Source organism: Psychrobacillus sp. Z3-81, from assembly GCF_056620325.1.
In genome coordinates this window covers 152,217-175,346 of sequence record NZ_JBWQPU010000005.1, presented here as the reverse complement: position 1 = coordinate 175,346, position 23,130 = coordinate 152,217, and the positions used below count along the sequence as shown (strand labels likewise).

Sequence of the window (23,130 nt, the reverse complement as noted above, 5' to 3'; positions counted from 1 at the left end):
TGCCGATATAAGTTATATGAACAGTATCGGGAGGTAAGCATCATGGGTGAGCTGAAAAATTGTTCTTCATGCGGTGAATTTTTTAATTATACAGGGCTTCGTGAGGTATGTAATCCTTGTGCAATGAATGAAGAAAAACAATATGAAACGGTGTATCGCTTTTTGCGTAAGCGTGAAAATCGTGCAGCAACAGTAGAGAGAATTGTAGAGGTGACGGGAGTAGAAGAAAAGCTTCTACATAAATGGGTGCGCAAGGGAAGACTGCAGCCAGCTATGTTCCCTAACCTTGGTTATCCATGCGATAATTGTGGTAAGCTAATCAATATAGGCAAGCTTTGTGTGAATTGTACGGAGGAGCTAAAGTCGAATCTTCGTCAATATGAAGCTGCGAAGGAATTTAGAGAAAAAGTAAACCAGCAAGAAGGGGCCTATCATAAAGACCAAAGATGAAATTAGAGGGTATCTCTAAACTATTGAGAAACAGTGCCGAAATATACGATAGATAAATAGAGCGAAAGGGAGAGGTTTGTTTATGAAGATTACGAATCTGGGAGTTAATCAAGTCAATCCGTATAAACGTCAGCAGCAAGCAGAAAAGGTGAATAGCACAATCAAGCCAGCAGCAGACCAGCTGGAGATTTCATCCACAGCCAAAAGCATGCAAACAAAATCTCCGATAGAGGTGGAACAGGCAGAGCGAGTGGCTTCCTTAAAAGCACAAATTGATGCCGGCACCTATAAGGTAGACCCAAAGCAGCTCGCTGCGAATATTTTAAACTATTATAAGCTATAAAGGAGAATCACCATGTCCATAAACAATATTTTGTTGGCCCTTGATAAATTAGATATGCTTCATAAAAGCTTGCTAGAGATTGCATATAAAAAAACAGAAGCCATTAAAGTGGGGGACATGGACAGCCTGAACCAGCTGCTCAAGGACGAGCAGGCACATGTAGCTGGGATTTCTCAGCTTGAGCAACAGCGTCAAATCGAGGTAACGGATTACCTTCGAGCAAAAGGAATTGCTCCGATTGATAGCCCAACCGTTGCTCATGTACTGGAGCATACCAGCACAAAGGAAGAACAAGGTTCACTAAAGGCCGCAAGAAATAAGCTGCTATTAACAGTAGAGACATTAAAGCAGCAAAACGAACTGAATCAAAAGCTGTTATTCCAATCATTACAGTTTGTCAATATGACTTTAGATTTGCTACGACCTAAGCCAGACCAAATAAATTACTCGAGAAACGAAGTAAAAAGTCCTTCAAAGGATAAATCCTATTTCGATTCACAAGCTTAAGGAGGATAACCCATGCGATCGACATTTATGGGACTAGAAACTAGTAAGCGAGGTATGTTTACTCAACAAACAGCACTATATACAACTGGACATAACATTTCCAATGCCAACACCTTAGGCTATTCCAGACAAAAAGTAAACATGCAGCCCACTCTACCGTTCCCAGGCATAGGTTTAAATGCTGGAAAAGTACCAGGTTTTATAGGAACAGGAGTAGAAGCTCATTCAATCCAGCGTATACGTGATCAATTTATTGATCGTCAATATAGACAAGAATCTAATGCCTTAGGGTATTGGAATGCCAGGTCAGAAGTTATTACGCAAGTAGAAGATGTATTGTCAGAACCATCAGATTTTGGATTAAATGAATCTTTGGATTTATTTTGGAGCTCTTTGGGTGACTTAAGTGGAAGACCAGAAAATGCAGGAACTAGAAGAGTTGTGATTGAACGAGGTATTGCAGTGGCTGATTCCTTTAATTATATTCATAAACAGCTTACCGATATCCAAGGAAACTTAAAAAGTGAAATTGATATTTCTACAAAAGATATTAATTCTTTATTAAAACAAATTGCTTCCATTAATGAAAATATACAAAAAATAGAGCCAAATGGTTATATGCCAAATGATTTATATGATGAAAGAGACAACTTACTGGACGAGCTATCCGGATATTTTCCGATTGAAATTAGATATGATAAAACTGGCGGTAATTCACTGGCGATAGCAGAAGGAACTGTTACTGTGAGTATAAAGAAAAGTGATGGTTCGACAGTTAAGCTAGTGGAAGGGAAAGAATCTACGGAGTTAGTTCATAATATTACGATGACAAATACAACTAATGATCCATTCACTCAGCTTACCTTTAATGGTGCTCCAGCGACAGCGGGAGATAGTTTATTATTTACCGATTTTAATAAGAATGAAGGTAAATTTGCTTCTCTTATCGGCTCTTATGGATATACAACACCAGGGTCAACTAATGCCATTGGATATTTTCCGGGCTTAATAAGTGATATTGATACTATGGCTAGTGCTTTTATAGATGAATTTAATAGATTACATGCAGAAGGATTTACATTAGCGGATAATACAGATCCTAACAATATAAGTCCAAGTATAAATGGACAACTTTTCTTCCAAGGCACAGGTGCAGGGGATATGAAAGTGCGTCAGGATATCAGAGATAATGAAAATCTACTTGCAGCTTCAACTTTAATTAATCAAGAAGGAAACGGTTTAAACAGCTTAAAATTAGCTGATGTTAAATCTGTTCCATTAATCAATGGTGCATCTGTTCAAACATTTTATGAATCCCTTATAGGAAGAATTGGGGTGGATGGGGAACAGGCAGCCCGCTTGCAAAAAACAACAGCTAATAAACAACTTACTATAGGGAACAATAGAGCATCAGTAAGTTCCGTTTCTCTCGATGAAGAAATGACAAATATGATTATGTTCCAGCAAGCATATAATGCATCTGCTAGGATGATTACTGTAGTAGATGAAACTCTAGATAAAATAATTAATGGTATGGGTAGAGTAGGTCTATAATTAGGAGGGATATTTCATGCGAGTAACCCAATCAATGCTTTCGAATAACATGCTTCGAAATTTATCGAGTAGTTATTCCAAAATGGGAGTTTTGCAAGATCAATTAAATACCGGTAAAAAGATTACAAGACCCTCACAAGATCCAGTTGTGGCTATTAAAGGAATAAGCTATCGAACTAGTCTAAATAAAATTGAGCAGTATGAACGTAACTTGGATGAGGCAAATAACTGGCTTGATTCAACTGATGATGCGTTAGATAAAGTAGGATCAGCATTACAACGAGTGAGAGAATTAATTGTTGACGCTGCAAATGATTCAAAGACACCAGACGATCGATCTAAAATAGCACAAGAAATTGAACAATTAAAATTGCAAATTTTAGACTTGTCCAACACAAAGGTTGGAGATAAACACATTTTTTCTGGAACAAAGACGTTAAGTCCTTTATACAATAGTGATGGAACAGCACCAGACTATAATGCTGATGGATTTTTAATAGCAACCGGTGTCAATGAGAAAGTAAGCATTGAGGTAAATGATGGGGTAAAACTAGAAGTTAATTCTACCGGTGCTGATGCATTTCAGAGTATGAATAGCATGTTGAATGATTTAAGCGATTTGCTTACAAATGGATCAACAGGAACTCAAATTAGCAGTATGCTTACAGAGGCAGACAGTAGTATAGACAGAGTATTAGCTGAACGTTCACAGATAGGTGCACGTCAAAATCGTGTCGAAATGGTAGCCGATAGGATTTCTTCTCAAAACGTCATTATTCAGAAGCAGCTTTCAAATAATGAAGATGTGGATTATGAAAAAGCTATAACAGAACTGATTACACAAGAATCGATTCACAGTGCAGGGTTATCGGTAGGATCTCGAATTATTCAACAAACTCTAGTTGATTTTCTTCGATAAGCTTCTCGCAGAATTGGTCATTAAAAAATTTTAAAATTTAAAAAGGCGTTTGGATTTTAATCCAAACGTCTTTCTTTAGAAGGTGACATTATTGAATATCCCACAACTACAAATTACTACTGAACGTGGTATTCTTGGTCTCAGGATTACACCAGGAACACAGGAAATAGAACAACCACGTGCTTTACTTATGCAGCAACAACCTGCTGCCATTTTAGAAATCTCAACTACAAAGCCGGAGCTTTCTATTGATACAACAGAAGTACGAGCAGATTTGGATTTAAAAAGTGTTTTTAAACGTACAGAGGAATTTGCTCAACAAGGTATCCAAGGTGGGATGGAAGGTATAGCCCGTCGTGCGAAGCAAGGTAGGGAACTAATGGATATTGCTAATGGAAATAATGCTATCAGGCAACAAGCGATTGAGAATGGAAGTCGGCCTATGAAATCATTGGGAATCAAATTTATTCCAAATCCGATGAAGCTTCAAATGTCCATACAACCAGGAACGCTTGATATCAATGTGGAACCTCAAAAGCCTATTAATCAAGTTACAGTTCAAAAACCAGTCCATCATTATACGCCTGGCAAAGTGACTGGTGAGATGGAACAATGGCCTTCCATTCATATTGATATTAAATGGTAAGTAAATACTTAGAAAAAAGACTTGTTTAAATACAAGTCTTTTTATAAATGATAGAATAGTTTAAAGATAGACACATAATAAAGGAGTCGATTCTATGCACATCCAGACAAAGTTTTTTGGTGAAATTGAGCTTAATTCTGAACAACTTTGGCATTTTCCAAAAGGGATCCCGGGTTTTGAAGAGGAGAAAGAATTTGTTCTACTCCCAATTGAAGGCAACACGGTATTTCAAGTGCTCCAATCTATAAATGCCAGTGAAATTGCACTCATTGTAGCTAATCCATATACTTTAGTGGACGATTATTCTTTTGATATTGATGAATCAACAATAGAATTACTGAATGTAAATCATGTAAATGATATATTCATTTTAGGGGTTTTATCATTAAAAGACCCTTTAGAAACTTCAACAATAAATTTACAGGCACCCCTTGTATTCCATACTACAAATAAAAAAGCGAAACAAATGATTATAAATGATAATAGATTTTCAGTACGCCATGTAATTGGTTCACAACCATCTCTAACAAAAGAGGAGGCGTGACCGATGCTTGTGTTATCACGAAAAGTAAATGAAACTATTAAAATTGATGAGGAAATCGAAATTAGAGTATTAGAAGTTAAAGGCGACACGGTTAGGATAGGAATTGAAGCACCTAAGTCGATGGAAATTTTACGTGGTGAACTTATTCTTACCATTTCTGAAACAAATACAGAGTCTAACAAATTGAATCAAGAACTTTTTTTAAAAATTTCAAAAAATAATTAAAAGTTTTAAAAAAAGCTAAACATACTAATAGGCAATCCGATAATATTATTGTAAGCAGCAAGTAAGGGATACCGGCCGATTCCTGAAAGTTGTTAACAAACAAATAACTGGTTCACATGGATGTGAATCAAACACACACTCAAGGAGGAAATATTATTATGAAAATTAATCACAACATTGCTGCGCTTAACACGCACCGTCAATTAACTACAAACAACTCTGCTGCTTCTAAAAGCATCGAAAAATTATCTTCAGGTCTTCGCATCAACCGTGCTGGCGATGACGCTGCAGGTCTTGCTATTTCTGAAAAAATGCGTGCACAAGTTCGTGGTCTTGACATGGCTGCTAAAAACGCACAAGATGGTATCTCTTTAATCCAAACTGCTGAAGGCGCTTTGAATGAGACTCATTCAATCCTTCAACGTATGCGTGAACTATCTGTTCAATCAGGAAATGATACAAACACTCTTGCTGACCGTGATGCTATGCAAGCAGAAATCGATGAACTAACAAAAGAAATCGATCGTATTGCAAATACAACTGAATTCAACACACAAAAATTATTAAGCGGTGGTTTTAGTGGAAAAGCACTTCAAGTTGGTGCGAATGAAGGACAAACAATGACATTCACTATTAATTCAATGACTACCACTTCTTTAGGTGTAGATTCTGGTGTTATTGATATTACAAATCGTGCTGGAGCAAACTCTGCAGTTACTGCAATCGATGCTGCAATTAGCCAAGTTTCTGTTGAACGTGCTAAATTGGGTGCAATTCAAAACCGTCTTGAGCACACAATCAATAACTTAGGTACATCTTCTGAAAACTTAACAGCTGCGGAATCACGTATCCGTGATGTTGACATGGCGAAAGAAATGATGGAATTCACGAAAAACAACATCTTAACACAAGCTTCTCAAGCTATGCTTGCACAAGCTAACCAACAGCCACAAGGTGTTCTACAACTACTTCGTTAATCAGTAGTTAAACAATAGATAAAATAGATAGCCTTCACCGGCTATCTATTTTTTAAATTAAGGAGAGAGATGGATATGCTATATGTTAATGATTATTTAGTTACAGAGGAAACGGAGTTAGAAACAGTTGCACAACAGTTGAAGGAGTATTTATTAAAAGAGAAGTTAGTTATTATTAAAGCGGATCAAGAGCCATTTTCACAGGAGGAATTATTCAATCTATTAATGAACGGAGAAGAAGAACTACGATTATCAGCTATCCATACGTCTATTTTACTTAGGGAATTTAAATTAGAATTAGAAAGTTATATTCAAAAAGTAGAAAAATATATTGAGGAAATGCGTGATTCAGAAAATTTTGTAGATATTTTAAATGGTTTTATTCAAGTAATAGAGACAATGTTGGAGTTTTCTTCTGTTGAAAATTTTTTACAAAAAAGTTTAGTCAATCAACAACAACTGAATAATCTTTCAACTAAGGTACTAGCTCGTGCTGAGGAAGGCAACTATGAATATGTATTAGATGTATTAGAATATGAAGTGTTAGAGATACTTCATCAATTTTTAGCTGAAACTAATGAGGTAATGTAAATGACTTACAGTATAAGTAATATACATTCTGATTCAAATAAGTATGTATATGTTTACGAGAAAGCAGGAAAAAAAACACCTTTGAATTCGTTGTATTCTCCAGAAAAAGAAGCGGAACGTTTTCTAAAAAAAATCTCTAATTTAAAAAATAGTTTTGTTGTTATTTTAGGTTATGGTAATGGTGAGTTGTTAGAGCAACTAATTGAATGTGATATTTATAAACAAAATATTCATTTTCTATTTATTGAGCCTTTTCACGAAATAGTAAGAAATGATACTCATATAAATATCTTCCTTAAGCATAAAGACAAACTATCATTCTTATATTATAAAGATATAAATTCTTTAGCATTTACTGCGTTTTTAGCTGAGTTCATTGGAATACCAACGTCTATTCAGATACATCCTAACTACATAAAAATTGATGAACCACTCATTAAAAGTTGTCTTCAGGTAATTGATGAGGGAATTCAAGTGCAGAAAATTACAAATAGTACTGAAGTAAAGTATGCGGTTGATTGGATTGTTGAGCCTATTTTAAATATAGAAAATACGAATAAAGCTACAAAAATTAATGATTTAAAAGGAAAGTTTAAAGGCGAAAGAGCAATATTAATAGCAGCTGGCCCCTCATTAAAAGATCATATTAATTTTTTGAAAGAAAATAAGAACAATTTTCACTTATTTTCTGTAGGCTCTGCTTTACGGGCATTATTAAAGAATGACATAGAGCCTGATTATGTTTTGAGTATGGATACAAGTATAGTTAACTATGAAACACACTTTAAAGACCTTGATTATCGTGGAACATTAATATACGAAACTATTTCAAACTCCTTTATTCAAAATAATCATAAAGGTCCTCTAATCGTCTCGAAAACAAAGTCTGATCATGTTTCCTCTCAGTACATTGATAACCTTCCTGGCTTTACATTATCTTCCCCTTCCGTAGCTGTTTTTACGTTACAAGTCCTTGTTTACTTAGGTTTCTCAGAGATTTACTTAGTTGGTCAAGATTTAGCCTTAATAAAAGGAGAATATTACGCTAAGGGTGTACGGCACCATGAAGCTGTGAAAAGTGTTCGAGAAGAATTAAAGGTGGAAAATAACCAAGGTTATCTAGTAGGCACGACAAGGGCATTGAAAATATTTTTGGACAAATTTGAAGAAATAATCAAACATATTTCTAATGATGTTAAAATATTTAATTTATCTGAACAGGGTGCTAAAATTAAAGGGACCACATTTATAGAGGAAAGTAAGATTGAGAAAGGAACCAAAAATGAAATTTTAATAAATGAAGATTGCAAACAAAGTACAGTGGATCTCGCTGCAATTATTCAAGATTTCATTGGAAGATTAACAGATCTGCAAAAACAAAGCTCAAAAGCTAGGAACAATTTGAATAGATTATTGAAGATGGGGATTGTTTCAGCAAATGATATGCCAAAAGTGGTAAAAGATTTTAATAAAATTAGGCAACATACATTGTTAGAAGAAGTTTTACTAGCTAATTTAACTTTCATGTTTAAAACAATTAATAATAAATTTAAAATGTTTGACATGAAAAAAAAGTACATGAGTCAAGATTATCTGGAGTTAATCACAGAATTAGAGAAATTTTATGCACTTATTAGCCAGCTTTGTACTGACATAATAACAGATTCAAGGCTAAAGAATTATAAATAAAGAGTCATGGCTATTAAAAAGCCATGACTCTTTATTTTCAACAATTAATTATAAGTGAATGGGATACTAGCTGTTTCCCCATCAAGGTCCACCGTGATTTCTACGATTCCTGGTGCTGTTCCAGCTGGTATAGCTACTCTAATTGTCGTTACTGTTAGGAAAGTAACTTTGGTAGACTTACCATCCACTGTTACTTTGATATTACTAGAAAAATTTGTACCATAAACAACTGTGTTATACCCACCTTTTACTGAACCATTATCTATTGATAAACGTGTAATTGTAGGTTTAACGGCTTCATATGTGAATGCATTTTGTAAAGTAACCTCTTGCTGATCTGGATTAACAACTTTTACTGATACGATACCTTTTACTAGAGCACGTGGTGTTTTTACCGTGATTTCTGTACTAGATAAAGAAGAAATAATAGCTTGATTGTCTCCAAAATACACTTTAGTGCCAGTTTTAAAGTTAGCGCCGGTTATTTTAATAGTGTCGCTACCAGCAGTTGTTCCAACATTATTTGATAATGCAGTAATGATTGGTGCAGGATCTGGGATAGGAAGTGTATAAGTAAAACCATTTGCTAATACAGAACCTTTTCCTTCAATATTTTCAACTCTAACGTCTACGAATCCCTCTACATCACTTACTGGGATTGCAGCACGTAAAGTTGTTGGAGTAAGATAAGTAACTTTTACTTGTTTGTCTCCAAAAAATACTTTCGTAGAACTGCTGAAATTATTTCCATATATAACCGTATTTTTTGTCTGACCTACTAAAATTGTATTTTCAGATAAAGAAGTGATCTCAGGTATTGGTGTTTCTGGTGGAGCTAAATATTCAAAAGCTTCTGTTAATGTAGCAGTCATTCCATCTGGATTTTCTACTGTAACTGAAACTTTTCCTGGTTGAGTAGCAACAGGAACAGACACTCTTAGGGAAGTTGCTGACACAAATGTTGTAGTAGCTTCAACGTCTCCAAAATATACTTTTGCCCCACGGACAAAGTTTTTACCAGTTAGAAGTGTGTTAATTCCACCTGTTAGCTCGCTACTAGTTACAGATAAGCTAGTTAGCTCTACTTGTGGAGGTGGTGGTGGAGCAAGATACGTATAAGCATCTGCTAATTCTCCTGAAGTTTCATCAGGGTTCACTACTTTTACTGTGACAGCTCCCTCATCAGTAGCTGCAGGCACAGTAGCACGTAATAGTGTAGTACTACTAAAGTTAGTTGGAGCTGCCACGTCGTTGAAATATACTACAGCTCCTCGTAAATAATTCTCCCCACTGATAGTGACTATGTTTCCACCTACTAGTGTACCTTCAGCTGGTGTAATAGATGTAATTGTAGGGATCGCATAATAACTAAAGCTGCCAATTGCAGATTGACGATCTGGATTTTCAACTTTTACCTCTACTGCTCCTTGTTTACCAACAGGAGTAGTAACAACAATCTCACTATCAGTAGCTGAAACTAAAGTTCCTAAAGTTGCTCCAAAATATACTTTCACGCCTGGTAAGAAATTTTGGCCAGTTATCGTAACAGTTTCTCCGCCTGTTGTAAGACCTTTATCTTCTTCGATGCTTGTAATAATTGGTGCGTGATTTTTAATTTCAACAATTGGATTTGTTGTGTTTAACGAGTAAGTAGAACCATCTCCGATTTCAAAGGTTGAAGATGTTTGTGCTAAGGTATATTTACCTGCAGTAGCGCTATCTTTTGCTCGAATTTGGTAAGTAAAGCTTAGCTCGTCTGTTTTTAATTCTGAGATAAACCATGAGATTGTGTTACCATTTACGGTAGGTCTAGGGATATGATGATCATATGAGCCCGGAACCAATTCAAACTCAGGAGAAATTGTATCAGTGATTGTTACATTATAAGCACTTGCAAGACCAATTTCTTCTACAATTGCTCTGTAGACATCAGAAAGTCCTACTGAACCTAATACGAAATGATGGTGATCGTAGGAAGATGCCATTTCTTTTAGTAATTTATTAGGTGCGCTAGTATCAGGATTTTCGTTTGGTCCTAGTAAAGCAATTGAATAGAATGTGATACCAGCATCCTTCGCAGCTTTCGCAGCTGTTAAAGCATCATTTGAATTGTTTGCTTCTCCATCCGTCATAATAACAATGGTTGGTTGTGCTTCAGTCCGTTTATTTGCTAGCATTGTTGTAGCTGTTCTGATTGCATCACTTGTATTTGTGCCTCCACCAAGTTGAATGGTATCAACATACGTTTTTGCAGCATCTTTGTCAGTAGATAATGGAAAAGAAGATGCACGATCACTGAAGTCAACTATTCCAAGTTTATGCGTCGTTAAATCCATTAAATCGATAAACTCTTTTGCAGCTTGTTTGGCTGCATTAAGTCTATTATCTGATTGCATGCTTCCGGACTTATCTATAATTAAGATAACGTCATTTGGTTTCACAAATGTAGAATCTTGTGGAGTCCCCTTTACAGTTAGTGTTACCTCAGCAATTTCCCCTTTTACAAGGGTGTCTGTGCTGACTGTCTTATTAATTTTCATTAAATCGCCACTTTTCACAGTTGCTGCTTCTGTTGAAAGTGGGGTAGCTATGCCGATAATAAGGATAGCGATTAAAAATACTTTTAAACTTTTTAAGAACTTCATGTATTTCATTCCTTCCTATTTAAAATATATTTCCTTTTTTTTATCGACAGGAAAGACTGAATGTTTAGGTATTTTATATCATGTTGTCAAATAGGGTAATTAGAACTGAATTTTCCGAAAAACATATTACAATTGATATTTATATTTACATCAAGAGTAAATAGGAGGTAGAAGCTAAGATGACAAATAAAAAAGTATTAGTTACGGGTGCAGATGGTTTCATTGGCTCCCATCTTACTGAAGAGCTTATACAACAGGGGTACGATGTACGTGCTTTTGTTTACTATAATTCATTTAATTCGTGGGGATGGCTCGACCACTCTTCAAATGAGATAAAAAGGAACTTAGATATATTTTCTGGAGATATTCGTGATCCACACGGTGTTAAGGAAGCAATGAAAGGGTGTACGCATGTACTAAATCTAGCCGCTTTAATTGCAATTCCATATTCTTACCATTCTCCAGATACATATGTGGATACGAATATAAAAGGAACATTAAATGTAGTTCAGGCAGCTCGTGAATTAAATATTGAAAAAGTTGTACATACATCTACGAGTGAAGTATATGGAACTGCCCAATATGTTCCTATTGATGAAGATCATCCGCTTCAGGGGCAATCTCCCTATTCTGCTTCTAAGATTGGAGCAGATCAGATGGCGTTATCCTTTCATAAATCATTTGATACACCGGTTTCCATCATTCGACCATTTAATACATATGGTCCTCGTCAATCTGCACGTGCTGTTATACCAACAATTATTAGTCAGCTAGCAGCTGGAAAGACAAGTATCAAGCTTGGAGCAGTAAGCCCTACACGTGATTTTAATTTTGTTAAAGATACTGTTAATGGTTTTATATCTATTATGAATAGCGACAAGTCGAACGGAGAAGTTATTAATATAGGATCAAATTACGAGATTTCCATAGGTGAAACAGCAGAAATGATTGCAGATATTATGGGGGTCAAATTGAGTATTGAAACAGATGAGCAACGTATTCGTCCTGACAAAAGCGAAGTTGAACGTTTGTGGGCAGATAATCAAAAAGCAAAAGAGATACTTGGATGGGAACCTAACTACGGTGGGAAATCTGGCTTACGAAGAGGCTTAGAAGAAACAGTGGAATGGTTTACGGATTCAAAGAATTTAGCCTCTTACAAAACGGATGTGTATAATATATGAACCACCAGTGGGATACGTTTATTGCAGGCGTGAAAGAACTATATAAAAAAGAATTTGTTCCGCTACATGAACCGACATTTGATGAGAAAGAGATTGAATATGTAACTGATTGTATAAAGTCAGGGTGGGTTTCTTCTGTCGGGAAGTACGTAAATCGTTTGGAAAAAGAGCTTGCTGAGTTTACAGGGGTAAAGCGAGCGGTTGCTGTGGTTAACGGTACTGCGGCTTTGCACATTGCGCTGAAGGTAGCAGGCGTAAAACCAAATGATGAGGTGTTTATGCCTGCTTTGACTTTTGTTGCAACGGCAAATGCTGCATCGTATTTACAGGCTATCCCACATTTTGTAGATGTAAGCGAGGCGACATTAGGTTTAGACCCGATAAAGCTAGAGGAATATATTAAAGAAATCGGTCTAATGAAGAATGGACAACTTATCAACAAACAAACTGGTCGAATCATACGAGCGGTTGTACCAATGCATACATTTGGACATCCTGTAGACTTAGATCCTTTAATTGAGCTATGTGAACGATACAATTTGGTGCTTGTGGAAGATGCTGCGGAGTCATTAGGTTCCTATTATAAAGAAAAACATACAGGTGGTTTTGGTCGTGTCAGCGCGATTAGCTTTAATGGAAATAAGATACTGACTACTGGTGGCGGTGGTGCTATCTTAACAAATAATGATCAATTAGCCGATTATGCGAAACATTTAACGACAACGGCGAAGGTGCCGCATCGCTGGGCATATGAGCATGATGAAATTGGCTATAATTATAGAATGCCAAACATTAATGCAGCGATAGGTTGTGCGCAGCTACAAAAAATGCCAGCATTTATTGAACAAAAGAGACAATTAACCCTGGTTTATGAGTATTTTGTGAAGAATTTAGAAGGTGTAACCCTATTTAAAGAACCAAATCACACAAAAGGAAACTACTGGTTGCAAACTTTAATATTAGAAGAACCCCTTAGCAGGGATGTTGTCTTGGAATTTTTAAATGAAAATGGTGTCATGTCCCGACCGATATGGACACCGATGGATGAGTTAGTCCAATTTCAACAAATGCCAAAAGCTGACTTAACTGTAACGAAACGATTGAAAAATTCATTGATTAATATCCCGAGTACACCTTTGGAAGTGAAGTGAAATAATTGCGTCGAAAAATATGTGTTGTTACCGGAACGAGAGCTGAATACGGGCTGCTCTACTGGCTTATGAAGGAAATTCAACAGGATGAAGAGTTGGAATTACAAATAGTTGCAACAGGAATGCATTTATCACCAGAATTTGGCTTAACATATAAACAAATTGAAGAAGATGGATTTAGGATTGATGAAAAGGTGGAAATGCTTTTATCGTCAGATACAAAGATAGGTGTGGCAAAATCAATGGGACTAGCAACCATTGGGTTTGCTGACTCATTCCAACGATTAAATCCTGATAGCCTTATTATTCTTGGTGATCGATTTGAAATGCTGGCGGCTGCGCAAACAGCACTGATCATGCAAATGCCGATTGTTCATTTGCATGGAGGGGAATTAACTTTCGGGGCATACGATGACGCCATTCGTCATTCTATTACGAAAATGGCAAGCTGGCATTTTGTCAGTACAGAAACACACCGTAAGCGGGTCATCCAACTTGGAGAACAACCTGAACATGTTTGGAATGTTGGGGCTCTTGGAATAGAAAGTATTTTAAAAATACCGTTACTATCCAAAGCAGAATTATGTGCTGAACTAGAGCTCGACTCCAGTATTCCTTACTTTTTAATTACCTATCACCCTGAAACAAATGGTGATACAAATGGGATCTATCAACTTCTAGCTGCTTTAGAACGATACTCACATGTACAGCTTATTTTCACAAAAGCAAATGCGGATAACGGTGGGAGGACAATCAATGATGCAATTGAGCAATTTGTTTTAAAAAATACAAATGCTTTTCTTTTCGAGTCACTGGGACAACTGCGATACTTAAGTGCTGTTAAACACGCAAGGCTTGTTATTGGTAACTCATCTAGTGGACTTATTGAGGTACCTTACTTGCATACTCCAACTGTAAATTGTGGCAGTCGCCAATCGGGTAGAGAATGTCCATCTTCAGTTATACATACCTCTATGGACGAGCTTTCCATTTTGGAAGCGATAGAAACTGCCCAGAAATATCAAGGTCCTTATGATCAGATATTTGGAGATGGAAATGTATCTAAAAAGATTATCAAGCAAATAAAAACCTTACCTTCTGAGCTTAAGCGAAAGGAGTTTTATGACTTATGAGCAATCAAACATATATTATTGCCGAAGCCGGTGTTAATCATAATGGTTCATTTGAAATGGCAAAACAATTAGTAGATGTTGCAAAGATAGCTGGCGCTGATGCAGTAAAGTTTCAAACATTCAAAGCTGAAAACTTAGTAACCCATTCTGCAAAACAAGCTAATTATCAAGTGAATAATTTAGGTGAAGCTACTTCCCAATTTGAGATGTTGAAAAAGCTAGAGTTATCTTACAAGGAATTTGTGGAACTTAAATTATATTGTGATGCTCATCAGATTGAATTTTTGTCGACGCCTTTTGATATGGAAAGTGTCGATTTTTTATTGAATGATATTGGAATGAGCAAGTTTAAAATACCTTCCGGTGAAGTAACGAATAGTCCTTTTATTCATTATATTGCTACAAAGAAGAAGCCAATTATTCTGTCAACGGGAATGACGACAATGGAAGATATTCATGAAGCATTGTCATACATAGCCTACGGTTTAACTTTTCCAGAGCAGAAGGTGGATATCGATCAGGTTAGGGAATTCTATCAAACTCTAGAAGCAAAATTAATATTGAAAGAATATGTAACTGTTCTGCATTGTACAACTGAATATCCTGCCCCTTTCGAAACAATCAATTTAAATGCAATGATTAAGATGAAAAGGGAGTTACACTTGCCAATTGGCTTTTCTGATCATTCCCAGGGTATTACAGTTCCGATTGCGGCAGTAGCTCTTGGAGCAGAGGTAATTGAGAAACATTTTACGTTAGATCAAAGTTTGCCGGGACCAGATCATTTAGCTTCCTTGGAACCAACAGATTTAAAAGAAATGGTTGCAGGGGTTAGAGCGATTGAAAAATCCCTTGGCACAGGAGAGAAAATACCGACCTCCATTGAATATGAAAATCGCCAAGCAGCTAGGAAGAGTATTGTAGCGAAGGTAAAGATAGCTGAGGGTGAAATATTTACAGAAAGCCATCTAGCAATTAAGCGCCCGGGGAATGGGATGCCTCCTTCTAAGTACTGGACGTTAATTGGAAAAGTAGCGAGGAAATCTTATGAAGTAGATGAGTTAATCGATGAATAAACAAATAATAATTATTGGCAATGGTGGTCATGCCAGTGTTTTAGTGGAAATATTAATCGCTCAGAAAAGAAAAATAATTGGTTATACTGCTCCACAAGAAAGTAAGTCCTTTTTCAATCTACCTTATTTAGGTGCAGATGATGTGATTGTTAACTATCCCTCTGAAATGGTGGAACTTGTTTTAGGGTTAGGTTTGATTAATATCTCTCCATTACGCAAATCAATTTTTGAAAGATTTAGTTCAAAAGGATATGTATTTGCAAATGTCATACACTCGACTGCTATTATTTCTCCCTCAGTACAAATAGGACAAGGGATTCAAATTATGGCGGGGGTAATTGTCCAAACAAATGCGATTATTGGAAGCAACACAATCATAAATACAGGTTCTATTGTTGAACATGACGTTGAAATTGGAAAACATGTCCATATAGCTCCTAATTCAACCTTATCTGGTGGAGTTATAATCGGTGAAGGTTCTCTAATCGGTGTAGGCTCCTCAATTATTCAAGGGATTAACATAGGAAATGAAACCATGGTGGGAGCAGGTTCAGTCGTTATAAAAAATATCGGGGATAAGAAAATTGCCTATGGAGTTCCAGCAAAGGAAGTGTAAAAATGAAAAGTTGGAAAGACGTTCTCATAAAACCTCAAACAACAATACTAGAAGCGATGAAAATAATTGATGCGACTACTATGCAATTTGCAGCTGTTGTCGACAGGAATATGATTTTGCTGGGGACGGTAACTGACGGGGATATTCGGCGTGGGATATTAAAAGGTCTCCCACTGGACGCCGCAATAAGTGAAGTGATGAATACTTCTCCAATTTGTGAAAGAGAAGGGAACAATTCATTTTATTATAAAAAAAGAATGCGGGAAAGAAAACTAAAGCAATTGCCGCTAGTTTCAAATAACAATCTACTAAAATATATCGTATTTTCTGATGATTTGGAATTGATTTCAAAAAAAGCTAATAAAGTAGTTTTGATGGTTGGAGGGCTCGGTACAAGGCTTCGTCCGCTAACAGATTCAATCCCTAAACCAATGTTACATGTAGGAAATAAACCAATTGTAGAAACGATAATTGAAAGTTTTAAAGCCCATGGTTTTACGAATTTTGTCTTTTCAGTTAACTATAAAAAAGAAATGATTATTGATTATTTTCAAGATGGAGCTCATCTAGGCGTCAATATCGAATATATAGAGGAATCGAAAAGATTAGGTACAGCGGGTGCTCTATCACTATTATCAGAAAAACCAACCAAACCTTTCTTTGTGATGAATGGGGATTTATTAACTAAAATCAATTTTGAGCAGCTATTAAATTTTCATACCGAAACAAATGCGACTGCAACAATGTGTGTACGTGAGTATGAATACCAGATTCCATATGGAGTTATTGAGACGGACAATCATCAGTTGCAATCGATTGTAGAAAAGCCGGTACATAAAAGCTTTGTGAATGCAGGTATTTATGTATTAAACCCTGATGCACTAGAATTTATCCCAAATGGTGATTATTACGATATGCCAGAACTATTTAAGAAGTTAATGAATGAACAAAAGAAAGTTTCTGCTTTTCCATTGAGGGAATATTGGCTTGATATAGGTCGTTTAGATGATTATGAGAAGGCAAACATGGATTTTAGTGAAAGTTTTCATTTTGGTGGGATAAAAGATGAATAAATATAAGTGTCTTGTTATTGGTTACGGGTCAATTGGTCAAAGACATACTAAGTTATTAAATGAACTAGGTCATCATGTAGCAGTGGTCTCTAGGAGAAAGATAGATTATGATCATTTTTACAACGATATTAATGAAGCTTTGCTCGTAGAGAAACCAAGTTATATAGTTATAGCTAATGAAACTAGTGAGCATGAAATGACAATAAACCAGATTAGGAATTTTGGCTATAAACAAAAAATACTAGTAGAAAAACCGCTGTTTCCGAATCTTATAAATATTGATTTAGATTTTGCTAAGTTGTATGTTGGCTATAATTTACGTTTTCACCCATTGGTGCAAACACTTTTTAATGAATTAAAAAATTCAAATATCATATCAGTGTTATGCTATGTTGGTCAATACTTGCCATCTTGGAGACCTGGCACCGATTATACAGAATCATATTCTGCTAGCGTATCAAGGGGCGGGGGGGTTCTTCGGGACTTAAGTCATGAACTTGATTATCTACATTTCCTTTTTGGTGAATGGGAGGAAATGACATCCCTGGGTGGCAAGTTAAGTCATCTAGAAATCGATTCCGATGATCATTTTTCTCTAATTTATCATACCAAACAAGTACCACAAATCACGCTTCACATGAATTACTTGGACCATATAGTGCAACGAATGTTGATAATAAACACAGATAAATTTACATATAAAGCTGACTTCATTCAGAATACTTTGCAAATAAATGAAGAATTAATTCAATTTAATATCGAAAAAAACGATACTTATAAAAAACAGCATTTAGCTATTTTAAATGATGAAGAGAAGTTTTTATGCAACTATAAAAATGGTTTACGTGTTATTAAAATGATTGAGAAAGCTCAGCAAGCTTCAAAAGAGAAAGTGTGGGTGTCGAATGAGTAGAATTTGTACTATTTGTGCAAGAGGTGGCTCAAAGGGTGTAAAGAATAAAAATATAAAATTATTAGCAGGGAAACCTTTAATTGCACACAGCATTGAACAGGCAAAAAAAAGTGCTTTGTTTGATACGATAGCGGTGAGCAGTGATAGTGATGAAATATTAGCAATTGCTAAGCAATTTGGTGCCGATATATTGGTTGAAAGGCCCGTTGAACTTGCAACTGATCAAGCTGCAAAAATACCGGTGATTCAGCATTGTTTATTAACGGTGGAAGAGAGATTGGGTAAACAATTTGAAGTTATTGTAGATTTGGATGCTACAGCACCATTAAGAATAGTAGAGGATATTATACAATCAGTTCAATTATTTGAAGATAACTTAGATGTAGAAAATTTAATTACAGGTACACCATCTAGAAAGAGCCCATACTTTAATCTGGTTGAAGTAAACGAAGAAGGGTATGCTGATTTGTCTAAGAAGCTTGATAAAGTAATTGTACGCAGACAAGAAGCTCCTAAATGTTATGATATGAATGCCTCTATTTATATTTGGAAAAGAGAAATTCTGTTGAGTTCAACATCTGTATTTCAGTCAAAAACTATGTTGTATGAAATGCCTGAGGAACGATCAGTAGATATTGATTCTGAACTTGATTTTGAGTTTGTTTCTTTTTTGGCAATGAAAAGAGGGAAAATATAATGCCTCAATCTTATATTGAGAAGTTTATGTTGAATGGGAAAAACGCTATTATAACTGGCGGTGCTGGTATATTAGGTAGACACTTTTGTTCAGGTTTGGCAGATGCTGGAGCAAACATTGCAGTGGTAGATATCAATTTGGAAGCAGCCAAAGATATTGCTAAATTTATTACAGAACAATTTGGTGTAAAAGCTATTGCTTTTGAATGTGATGTTGCATCTGAGTCATCAGTAAAGAAAATGGTTGAATCAGTTCAAAGCGAATTTGGTAAAATTCATATCCTACATAATAATGCTGCAGGAAAATCAAATGATTTAGATGCTTTTTTTGCTGACTTTGAAGACTACAAGCTTGATCAATGGAAAGAAATCATGGGAACAAACTTAGATGGAATGTTTCTTGTGGCCAAGCATGTTGGTAAAGTTATGAAGGAACAGGGAATAGGTGGCTCTATTATACAGACTTCATCTATATATGGTGTAATGGCCCCAGATCAACGAATATATGAAGGCTCTTATTACTTAGAACGCCAAATTAACTCGCCTGCTATTTATTCAGCTTCCAAAGCAGGAGTTATAGGGCTGACTAAATATCTTGCCACCTATTGGGCGCAGGAAGGTATTCGAGTTAATGCGATTACTCCTGGCGGGGTAGAAAGTGGACAGAACGATACTTTCAAGGATAAATATAGCTCTCGTATTCCATTGGGACGGATGTCACAACCTGAAGAAATGGTTGGTGCACTAATTTATTTAGCATCTGATGCATCTAGTTATGTCACTGGCCAGAACATCATTGTAGATGGAGGCTTAAATGCTTGGTAATTCCAAAGTATTAAGTATTTCGTTTTCTATTCTAATTGTAAAGATAAAATAATTTAAATAAAAAATTTTTTAAAAGTAGTATTCAGAAAAGCTGTAATACTGTTATTTTAAAAAATAAATTAAAGTTTTTAAGTTTAGGATGTAGATATTCGGCTTTCTGAACTCTTCAGTCCAAACCAAATTTGTGATTTAACGTAATAAAGTTCTAATACTTATATCTTAACTTCTTTTTTGGATAGCCGATATAATTTGTATGTGAGTGCTCTGAAATACAAGGAGGTATGGGGAAATGGTAAATAATATTGAACGCAATGGGGTTTCGATGCAAGGGAGTATTAAATTGGATCGTAAAGGACCTGACAAGGATGTCATGGTTGAAGAATTTCAAAAAATAGTAAACGGAACTATTGAAAAGGTTAACGATGGGAATCAGTTACCTGCCGAACAAGCAAAGGAAATAACGGAAAGCATGAATAAATTCTTAGAAGGTTCTAATACAGAGCTTCGATTTGAGTTTCATGAAAAATTGAATGAATATTATGTTACAATCGTCGATCCCAAAACACATGAAGTTATTAAAGAGATTCCTTCAAAAAAATTGATGGATACTCATGCTGCAATGCGGGAGTTCAATGGCTTGTTTGTCAATCACAAAATATAAGGAAGGAGTGAACGTTTGTGAAAATTGGTGGTTTAGCATCTGGAATAGATACAGATTCAATTATTAATGATTTAATGAAAGTAGAAAGACTCCCACTTACGAAGGTTACACAGAAGAAACAAACGCTTCAGTGGCAACTAGACAGTTACCGTGCTGTAAATAGAAAAGTAAAAGAGTTTAGTGATAATATTTTCAACAATATGGTACTTTCAACCAAGTTTAGTGCGAAAATCACGGAAAGTTCATCACCAAATGATGTTTCCATTAAAAATAAAAACTCGACGAGCGATTTTTCAGGAACGATTAAAATAGAACAGTTAGCCAAAAATTCAACGATGCAGAGTGACGTAATAGCAGGAGGAACTGGTAAACCTGCAACTACTACTATGGCTGATCTAGGAATTACGGGAACGAACATGAAAATAAGTGCCATAGATGATAACGGAGTAATGCAGGAAAAAGAAGTTACTATTGCTTCAACAGATACCATTCAGAGTGTAATGGATAAGATTACGAAACAAACAGGGGTTAATGCTTTTTATGATGCCAATTCTGGTCAAATTGCGCTATCTACAAAAAATGGAGGCGCTAATACAAATGGCAGCAGTGAAATCGTTGTTTCTAGTGATGGGAACATTGCACAAAATTTAGGTTTGTCCGGAAAATCTGTTGAGACTGCCAATAAGGGGCAAGTAGCGATATATACTGTAAATGGTCTTAGAATGGAAAGTTCAACAAATACGGTTGTTGTCAACGGATATGAGTTTACCCTAAAAGCAGCAAATAATACTGATATAAACTTCAGTTCGAAGCCAGACACAGATGCTGTTTTTGAAAATATCGTTAAGTTTGTAGATGACTACAATAAATTGATAGATGAGTTGAATGGCCTAGTTAAAGAAAAAAATTATCGAGATTTTCACCCACTTTCAACTGAAGAAAAAGCTGAAATGTCAGAAAAAGAAGTTGAATTATGGGAAGAGAAAGCAAAAAGCGGTTTGCTAAGAAACGATCCAGTTATTTCAGGCATGATAACACAGATGCGATCCGCACTTATGGGTTCCGTTAAAGATCAAGGTTCACTGAAAGATATTGGCATTGCGACCCCTGGTGGTCAATATGCTTGGCAAGATAATGGTAAACTAGTTGTTAATGAGACAAAGTTGAAGGAAGCCATTAACACTGATCCGGACAAAGTTCAAAAACTATTCGCGCAATCTGGCGCTACAGTGTCTCCAGGTAGTACAACTGGCGAGCAAGGATTTGCGGTTCGTCTAAGAGCTATTGCAGAGAGTAGTTATAAAGAAATTCATAAACGAGCAGGAAGCGCAACTTCCACGGAAGCCTCATTTACTTTAGGGCGAAATTTAAAAGAGATGAATAAGCAAATCGATAAATTCCAAGATCGTTTAAAAATAGTGGAAGAACGTTATTGGAAACAGTTTACGGCTATGGAAAATGCGATTCAACGTGCAAATGCACAATCTGCTAACTTGATGAATGCTCTTGGTGGAGGCGCTTGATAAAAGTGGCAACAAAAAGGAGAGATTTTAATGGCTGCTAATAATCCATATGCAACGTATCAGAATAACTCAATAAATACATCGACGCCTGGCGAACTAACACTTATGCTGTACAACGGTTGCCTGAAATTTATCCACAAGGCTAAAAGTTCACTTGAAAATAATAATATCCAAGAGATGAATTTATCTTCTCAAAAGGCTCAGGCAATTGTAACTGAGTTGATGCTTACATTAGATAATTCTTATCCGGTATCTCAAAATATGCTTACGCTATATGAATTTGTAAATAATCGTCTTATAGAGGGAAATATCAAAAAAGATGGTAATATGTTCGATGAAGCAGCTGCAATTATTACTGATTTTCGTGATACGTGGAAGCAAGTTATCCAAATTAACCGTCAAAAACAATACGGAGAAGTAAAGGAAATATGATTCGACCAGCAATGAAAGTTTGGCGTGAAGTGTCGGAAACTCTTTTGAAACTCACACAGCAGACGGACGAAGCAAGGCGTGATGAGACAATAGCTAATGTTGAGAAGTGTCTAGATATCCGTGACCAATTACAATCACAAATAACTAGTCCGTATACAGCGGAGGAAGAAGCTCTTGGTAAAGAACTTATAGCAATGGAAGAAAGTATTCAGATGAACCTTGCGATGTTTACTGAGGAAATAAAGAAGAACATCTACGACGCTAAGGCGAAAAAAAGTAATATAAAAAACTATGTTAATCCCTATAGTAATGTTACAAAAGATGGGACATTCTACGATACAAAAAACTAAGTCATAGAAAGGCTTGTGAGAAAGTAGTTTCTTTTTCTCACAAGCCTTTCTTCTTTCTAATGTTGAATTACTAACTCTTAAATTGATACTGCTTTAACAGACCTTCCAATTTCAATGCTAACCCCATACTTCCATCCACCTTCAGCTTGCCAAACATAAATGCAGCCGTCGCATTTAGATCCCCATTGATCAGCTTGATGAAGTCTTTCGAGCTCATTGTTAGCTTGCAGTCTGCCTTTTCAGAAGTGTCGTCTGTTACTGTTGCGCGTCCATCTGTTAATACTAGTTGCTTAACGGATGGCTCGTCGCCGGTCAGGTTGAACTCATAGCGAACATTTTGGTTCTGAATTGGTGCATTGTTTTCGTTCATTGTCTTTTCGATTAATTGCCATGTTTCATTCATTTCT

General features: G+C 35.9%; 26 protein-coding genes. 24 read left to right on the top strand and 2 right to left on the bottom strand.

Annotation, left to right across the window (positions count from 1 at the left end; genetic code table 11):
* The first annotated feature begins 42 nt into the window (after positions 1–42).
* From AC1ECF_RS07885 to AC1ECF_RS07835, 11 genes are all read left to right on the top strand, one after another.
* Positions 43–450, top strand: a complete 408-nt coding sequence (locus AC1ECF_RS07885) for a TIGR03826 family flagellar region protein (protein WP_480388854.1) — start codon at positions 43–45, stop codon at positions 448–450.
* A gap of 82 nt (positions 451–532) precedes the next feature.
* A complete protein-coding gene (gene flgM, locus AC1ECF_RS07880) occupies positions 533–793 on the top strand; it encodes a flagellar biosynthesis anti-sigma factor FlgM (protein ID WP_480388853.1) in 261 nt (86 codons plus the stop codon).
* Between the two features lie 12 nt (positions 794–805).
* Positions 806–1,300: a flagellar protein FlgN gene (locus AC1ECF_RS07875; RefSeq protein ID WP_480388852.1), complete on the top strand. Its 495-nt coding sequence runs from the start codon at positions 806–808 to the stop codon at positions 1,298–1,300.
* A 12-nt stretch (positions 1,301–1,312) separates the two neighbouring features.
* Positions 1,313–2,854, top strand: coding sequence for a flagellar hook-associated protein FlgK (gene flgK, locus AC1ECF_RS07870; RefSeq protein WP_480388851.1), 1,542 nt, complete (start codon positions 1,313–1,315; stop codon positions 2,852–2,854).
* Between the two features lie 16 nt (positions 2,855–2,870).
* Positions 2,871–3,773 (top strand): flagellar hook-associated protein FlgL, encoded by a 903-nt coding sequence (gene flgL / locus AC1ECF_RS07865; protein ID WP_480388850.1) that lies wholly within the window; start codon positions 2,871–2,873, stop codon positions 3,771–3,773.
* A 91-nt stretch (positions 3,774–3,864) separates the two neighbouring features.
* A complete protein-coding gene (locus AC1ECF_RS07860) occupies positions 3,865–4,419 on the top strand; it encodes a DUF6470 family protein (RefSeq protein WP_480388849.1) in 555 nt (184 codons plus the stop codon).
* A 94-nt stretch (positions 4,420–4,513) separates the two neighbouring features.
* Positions 4,514–4,963 carry a flagellar assembly protein FliW gene (gene fliW / locus AC1ECF_RS07855; protein WP_480388848.1) on the top strand — a complete coding sequence of 150 codons (450 nt, stop codon included), beginning with the start codon at positions 4,514–4,516 and terminating at the stop codon, positions 4,961–4,963.
* Positions 4,964–4,966: 3 nt separating this feature from the next.
* On the top strand, positions 4,967–5,188 hold the full coding sequence (csrA, locus tag AC1ECF_RS07850; protein WP_480388847.1) for a carbon storage regulator CsrA: 222 nt from the start codon (positions 4,967–4,969) through the stop codon (positions 5,186–5,188).
* Positions 5,189–5,346: 158 nt separating this feature from the next.
* Entirely contained in the window at positions 5,347–6,165 is an 819-nt protein-coding gene (gene hag, locus AC1ECF_RS07845; protein ID WP_480388846.1) for a flagellin Hag, read from the top strand.
* A 75-nt stretch (positions 6,166–6,240) separates the two neighbouring features.
* Entirely contained in the window at positions 6,241–6,756 is a 516-nt protein-coding gene (locus tag AC1ECF_RS07840) for a hypothetical protein (protein WP_480388845.1), read from the top strand.
* On the top strand, positions 6,757–8,445 hold the full coding sequence (locus AC1ECF_RS07835) for a motility associated factor glycosyltransferase family protein (RefSeq protein WP_480388844.1): 1,689 nt from the start codon (positions 6,757–6,759) through the stop codon (positions 8,443–8,445).
* 44 nt (positions 8,446–8,489) lie between these two features.
* On the opposite strand, the gene AC1ECF_RS07830 is transcribed toward AC1ECF_RS07835, so the two are convergent.
* Entirely contained in the window at positions 8,490–11,090 is a 2,601-nt protein-coding gene (locus tag AC1ECF_RS07830) for an IPT/TIG domain-containing protein (RefSeq protein WP_480388843.1), read from the bottom strand.
* Between the two features lie 179 nt (positions 11,091–11,269).
* Between AC1ECF_RS07830 and AC1ECF_RS07825 the strand changes: the two genes are divergently transcribed.
* From AC1ECF_RS07825 to fliT, 13 genes are all read left to right on the top strand, one after another.
* Entirely contained in the window at positions 11,270–12,274 is a 1,005-nt protein-coding gene (locus tag AC1ECF_RS07825) for an NAD-dependent 4,6-dehydratase LegB (RefSeq protein ID WP_480388842.1), read from the top strand.
* Entirely contained in the window at positions 12,271–13,425 is a 1,155-nt protein-coding gene (locus tag AC1ECF_RS07820) for a LegC family aminotransferase (RefSeq protein ID WP_480388841.1), read from the top strand. The genes AC1ECF_RS07825 and AC1ECF_RS07820 overlap by 4 nt, the downstream gene beginning before the upstream one ends.
* Before the next feature lie 5 nt (positions 13,426–13,430).
* Complete coding sequence (gene neuC / locus AC1ECF_RS07815; protein WP_480388840.1) at positions 13,431–14,558, top strand: UDP-N-acetylglucosamine 2-epimerase; 1,128 nt, start codon at positions 13,431–13,433, stop codon at positions 14,556–14,558.
* Positions 14,555–15,634: an N-acetylneuraminate synthase gene (gene neuB / locus AC1ECF_RS07810; RefSeq protein WP_480388839.1), complete on the top strand. Its 1,080-nt coding sequence runs from the start codon at positions 14,555–14,557 to the stop codon at positions 15,632–15,634. The genes neuC and neuB overlap by 4 nt, the downstream gene beginning before the upstream one ends.
* The gene (locus AC1ECF_RS07805; RefSeq protein WP_480388838.1) at positions 15,627–16,250 is read left to right on the top strand and encodes an acetyltransferase; all 624 of its coding nucleotides are present in this window, start codon (positions 15,627–15,629) and stop codon (positions 16,248–16,250) included. Before neuB ends, AC1ECF_RS07805 begins: the two co-directional genes overlap by 8 nt.
* A gap of 2 nt (positions 16,251–16,252) precedes the next feature.
* Positions 16,253–17,323 (top strand): nucleotidyltransferase family protein, encoded by a 1,071-nt coding sequence (locus AC1ECF_RS07800; RefSeq protein WP_480388837.1) that lies wholly within the window; start codon positions 16,253–16,255, stop codon positions 17,321–17,323.
* On the top strand, positions 17,316–18,236 hold the full coding sequence (locus tag AC1ECF_RS07795; RefSeq protein ID WP_480388836.1) for a Gfo/Idh/MocA family protein: 921 nt from the start codon (positions 17,316–17,318) through the stop codon (positions 18,234–18,236). The genes AC1ECF_RS07800 and AC1ECF_RS07795 overlap by 8 nt, the downstream gene beginning before the upstream one ends.
* Complete coding sequence (locus tag AC1ECF_RS07790) at positions 18,229–18,933, top strand: acylneuraminate cytidylyltransferase family protein (RefSeq protein WP_480388835.1); 705 nt, start codon at positions 18,229–18,231, stop codon at positions 18,931–18,933. The genes AC1ECF_RS07795 and AC1ECF_RS07790 overlap by 8 nt, the downstream gene beginning before the upstream one ends.
* Positions 18,933–19,757, top strand: a complete 825-nt coding sequence (locus tag AC1ECF_RS07785) for an SDR family oxidoreductase (protein WP_480388834.1) — start codon at positions 18,933–18,935, stop codon at positions 19,755–19,757. Before AC1ECF_RS07790 ends, AC1ECF_RS07785 begins: the two co-directional genes overlap by 1 nt.
* 289 nt (positions 19,758–20,046) lie before the next feature.
* Positions 20,047–20,418 (top strand): flagellar protein FlaG, encoded by a 372-nt coding sequence (locus AC1ECF_RS07780; protein WP_480388833.1) that lies wholly within the window; start codon positions 20,047–20,049, stop codon positions 20,416–20,418.
* Between the two features lie 17 nt (positions 20,419–20,435).
* Positions 20,436–21,941: a flagellar hook-associated protein 2 gene (locus AC1ECF_RS07775; protein ID WP_480388832.1), complete on the top strand. Its 1,506-nt coding sequence runs from the start codon at positions 20,436–20,438 to the stop codon at positions 21,939–21,941.
* Positions 21,942–21,971: 30 nt separating this feature from the next.
* Positions 21,972–22,373: a flagellar export chaperone FliS gene (gene fliS, locus AC1ECF_RS07770; RefSeq protein ID WP_480388831.1), complete on the top strand. Its 402-nt coding sequence runs from the start codon at positions 21,972–21,974 to the stop codon at positions 22,371–22,373.
* Entirely contained in the window at positions 22,370–22,723 is a 354-nt protein-coding gene (gene fliT, locus AC1ECF_RS07765; RefSeq protein ID WP_480388830.1) for a flagellar protein FliT, read from the top strand. Before fliS ends, fliT begins: the two co-directional genes overlap by 4 nt.
* A gap of 70 nt (positions 22,724–22,793) precedes the next feature.
* Here the strand turns inward: fliT and AC1ECF_RS07760 are convergent, their stop codons facing one another.
* Positions 22,794–23,126, bottom strand: a complete 333-nt coding sequence (locus AC1ECF_RS07760; RefSeq protein ID WP_480388829.1) for an SCP2 sterol-binding domain-containing protein — start codon at positions 23,124–23,126, stop codon at positions 22,794–22,796.
* Positions 23,127–23,130: the final 4 nt, after the last annotated feature.

Coding starts and splice junctions, on each gene's coding strand:
- AC1ECF_RS07885 (WP_480388854.1), top strand. CDS start 43: ATGGGTGAGCTGAAAAATTGTTCTTCATGCGGTGAATTTTTTAATTAT.
- flgM (WP_480388853.1), top strand. CDS start 533: ATGAAGATTACGAATCTGGGAGTTAATCAAGTCAATCCGTATAAACGT.
- AC1ECF_RS07875 (WP_480388852.1), top strand. CDS start 806: ATGTCCATAAACAATATTTTGTTGGCCCTTGATAAATTAGATATGCTT.
- flgK (WP_480388851.1), top strand. CDS start 1,313: ATGCGATCGACATTTATGGGACTAGAAACTAGTAAGCGAGGTATGTTT.
- flgL (WP_480388850.1), top strand. CDS start 2,871: ATGCGAGTAACCCAATCAATGCTTTCGAATAACATGCTTCGAAATTTA.
- fliW (WP_480388848.1), top strand. CDS start 4,514: ATGCACATCCAGACAAAGTTTTTTGGTGAAATTGAGCTTAATTCTGAA.
- csrA (WP_480388847.1), top strand. CDS start 4,967: ATGCTTGTGTTATCACGAAAAGTAAATGAAACTATTAAAATTGATGAG.
- hag (WP_480388846.1), top strand. CDS start 5,347: ATGAAAATTAATCACAACATTGCTGCGCTTAACACGCACCGTCAATTA.
- AC1ECF_RS07840 (WP_480388845.1), top strand. CDS start 6,241: ATGCTATATGTTAATGATTATTTAGTTACAGAGGAAACGGAGTTAGAA.
- AC1ECF_RS07835 (WP_480388844.1), top strand. CDS start 6,757: ATGACTTACAGTATAAGTAATATACATTCTGATTCAAATAAGTATGTA.
- AC1ECF_RS07830 (WP_480388843.1), bottom strand. CDS start 11,090: ATGAAGTTCTTAAAAAGTTTAAAAGTATTTTTAATCGCTATCCTTATT.
- AC1ECF_RS07825 (WP_480388842.1), top strand. CDS start 11,270: ATGACAAATAAAAAAGTATTAGTTACGGGTGCAGATGGTTTCATTGGC.
- AC1ECF_RS07820 (WP_480388841.1), top strand. CDS start 12,271: ATGAACCACCAGTGGGATACGTTTATTGCAGGCGTGAAAGAACTATAT.
- neuB (WP_480388839.1), top strand. CDS start 14,555: ATGAGCAATCAAACATATATTATTGCCGAAGCCGGTGTTAATCATAAT.
- AC1ECF_RS07805 (WP_480388838.1), top strand. CDS start 15,627: ATGAATAAACAAATAATAATTATTGGCAATGGTGGTCATGCCAGTGTT.
- AC1ECF_RS07800 (WP_480388837.1), top strand. CDS start 16,253: ATGAAAAGTTGGAAAGACGTTCTCATAAAACCTCAAACAACAATACTA.
- AC1ECF_RS07795 (WP_480388836.1), top strand. CDS start 17,316: ATGAATAAATATAAGTGTCTTGTTATTGGTTACGGGTCAATTGGTCAA.
- AC1ECF_RS07790 (WP_480388835.1), top strand. CDS start 18,229: ATGAGTAGAATTTGTACTATTTGTGCAAGAGGTGGCTCAAAGGGTGTA.
- AC1ECF_RS07785 (WP_480388834.1), top strand. CDS start 18,933: ATGCCTCAATCTTATATTGAGAAGTTTATGTTGAATGGGAAAAACGCT.
- AC1ECF_RS07780 (WP_480388833.1), top strand. CDS start 20,047: ATGGTAAATAATATTGAACGCAATGGGGTTTCGATGCAAGGGAGTATT.
- fliS (WP_480388831.1), top strand. CDS start 21,972: ATGGCTGCTAATAATCCATATGCAACGTATCAGAATAACTCAATAAAT.
- fliT (WP_480388830.1), top strand. CDS start 22,370: ATGATTCGACCAGCAATGAAAGTTTGGCGTGAAGTGTCGGAAACTCTT.
- AC1ECF_RS07760 (WP_480388829.1), bottom strand. CDS start 23,126: ATGAATGAAACATGGCAATTAATCGAAAAGACAATGAACGAAAACAAT.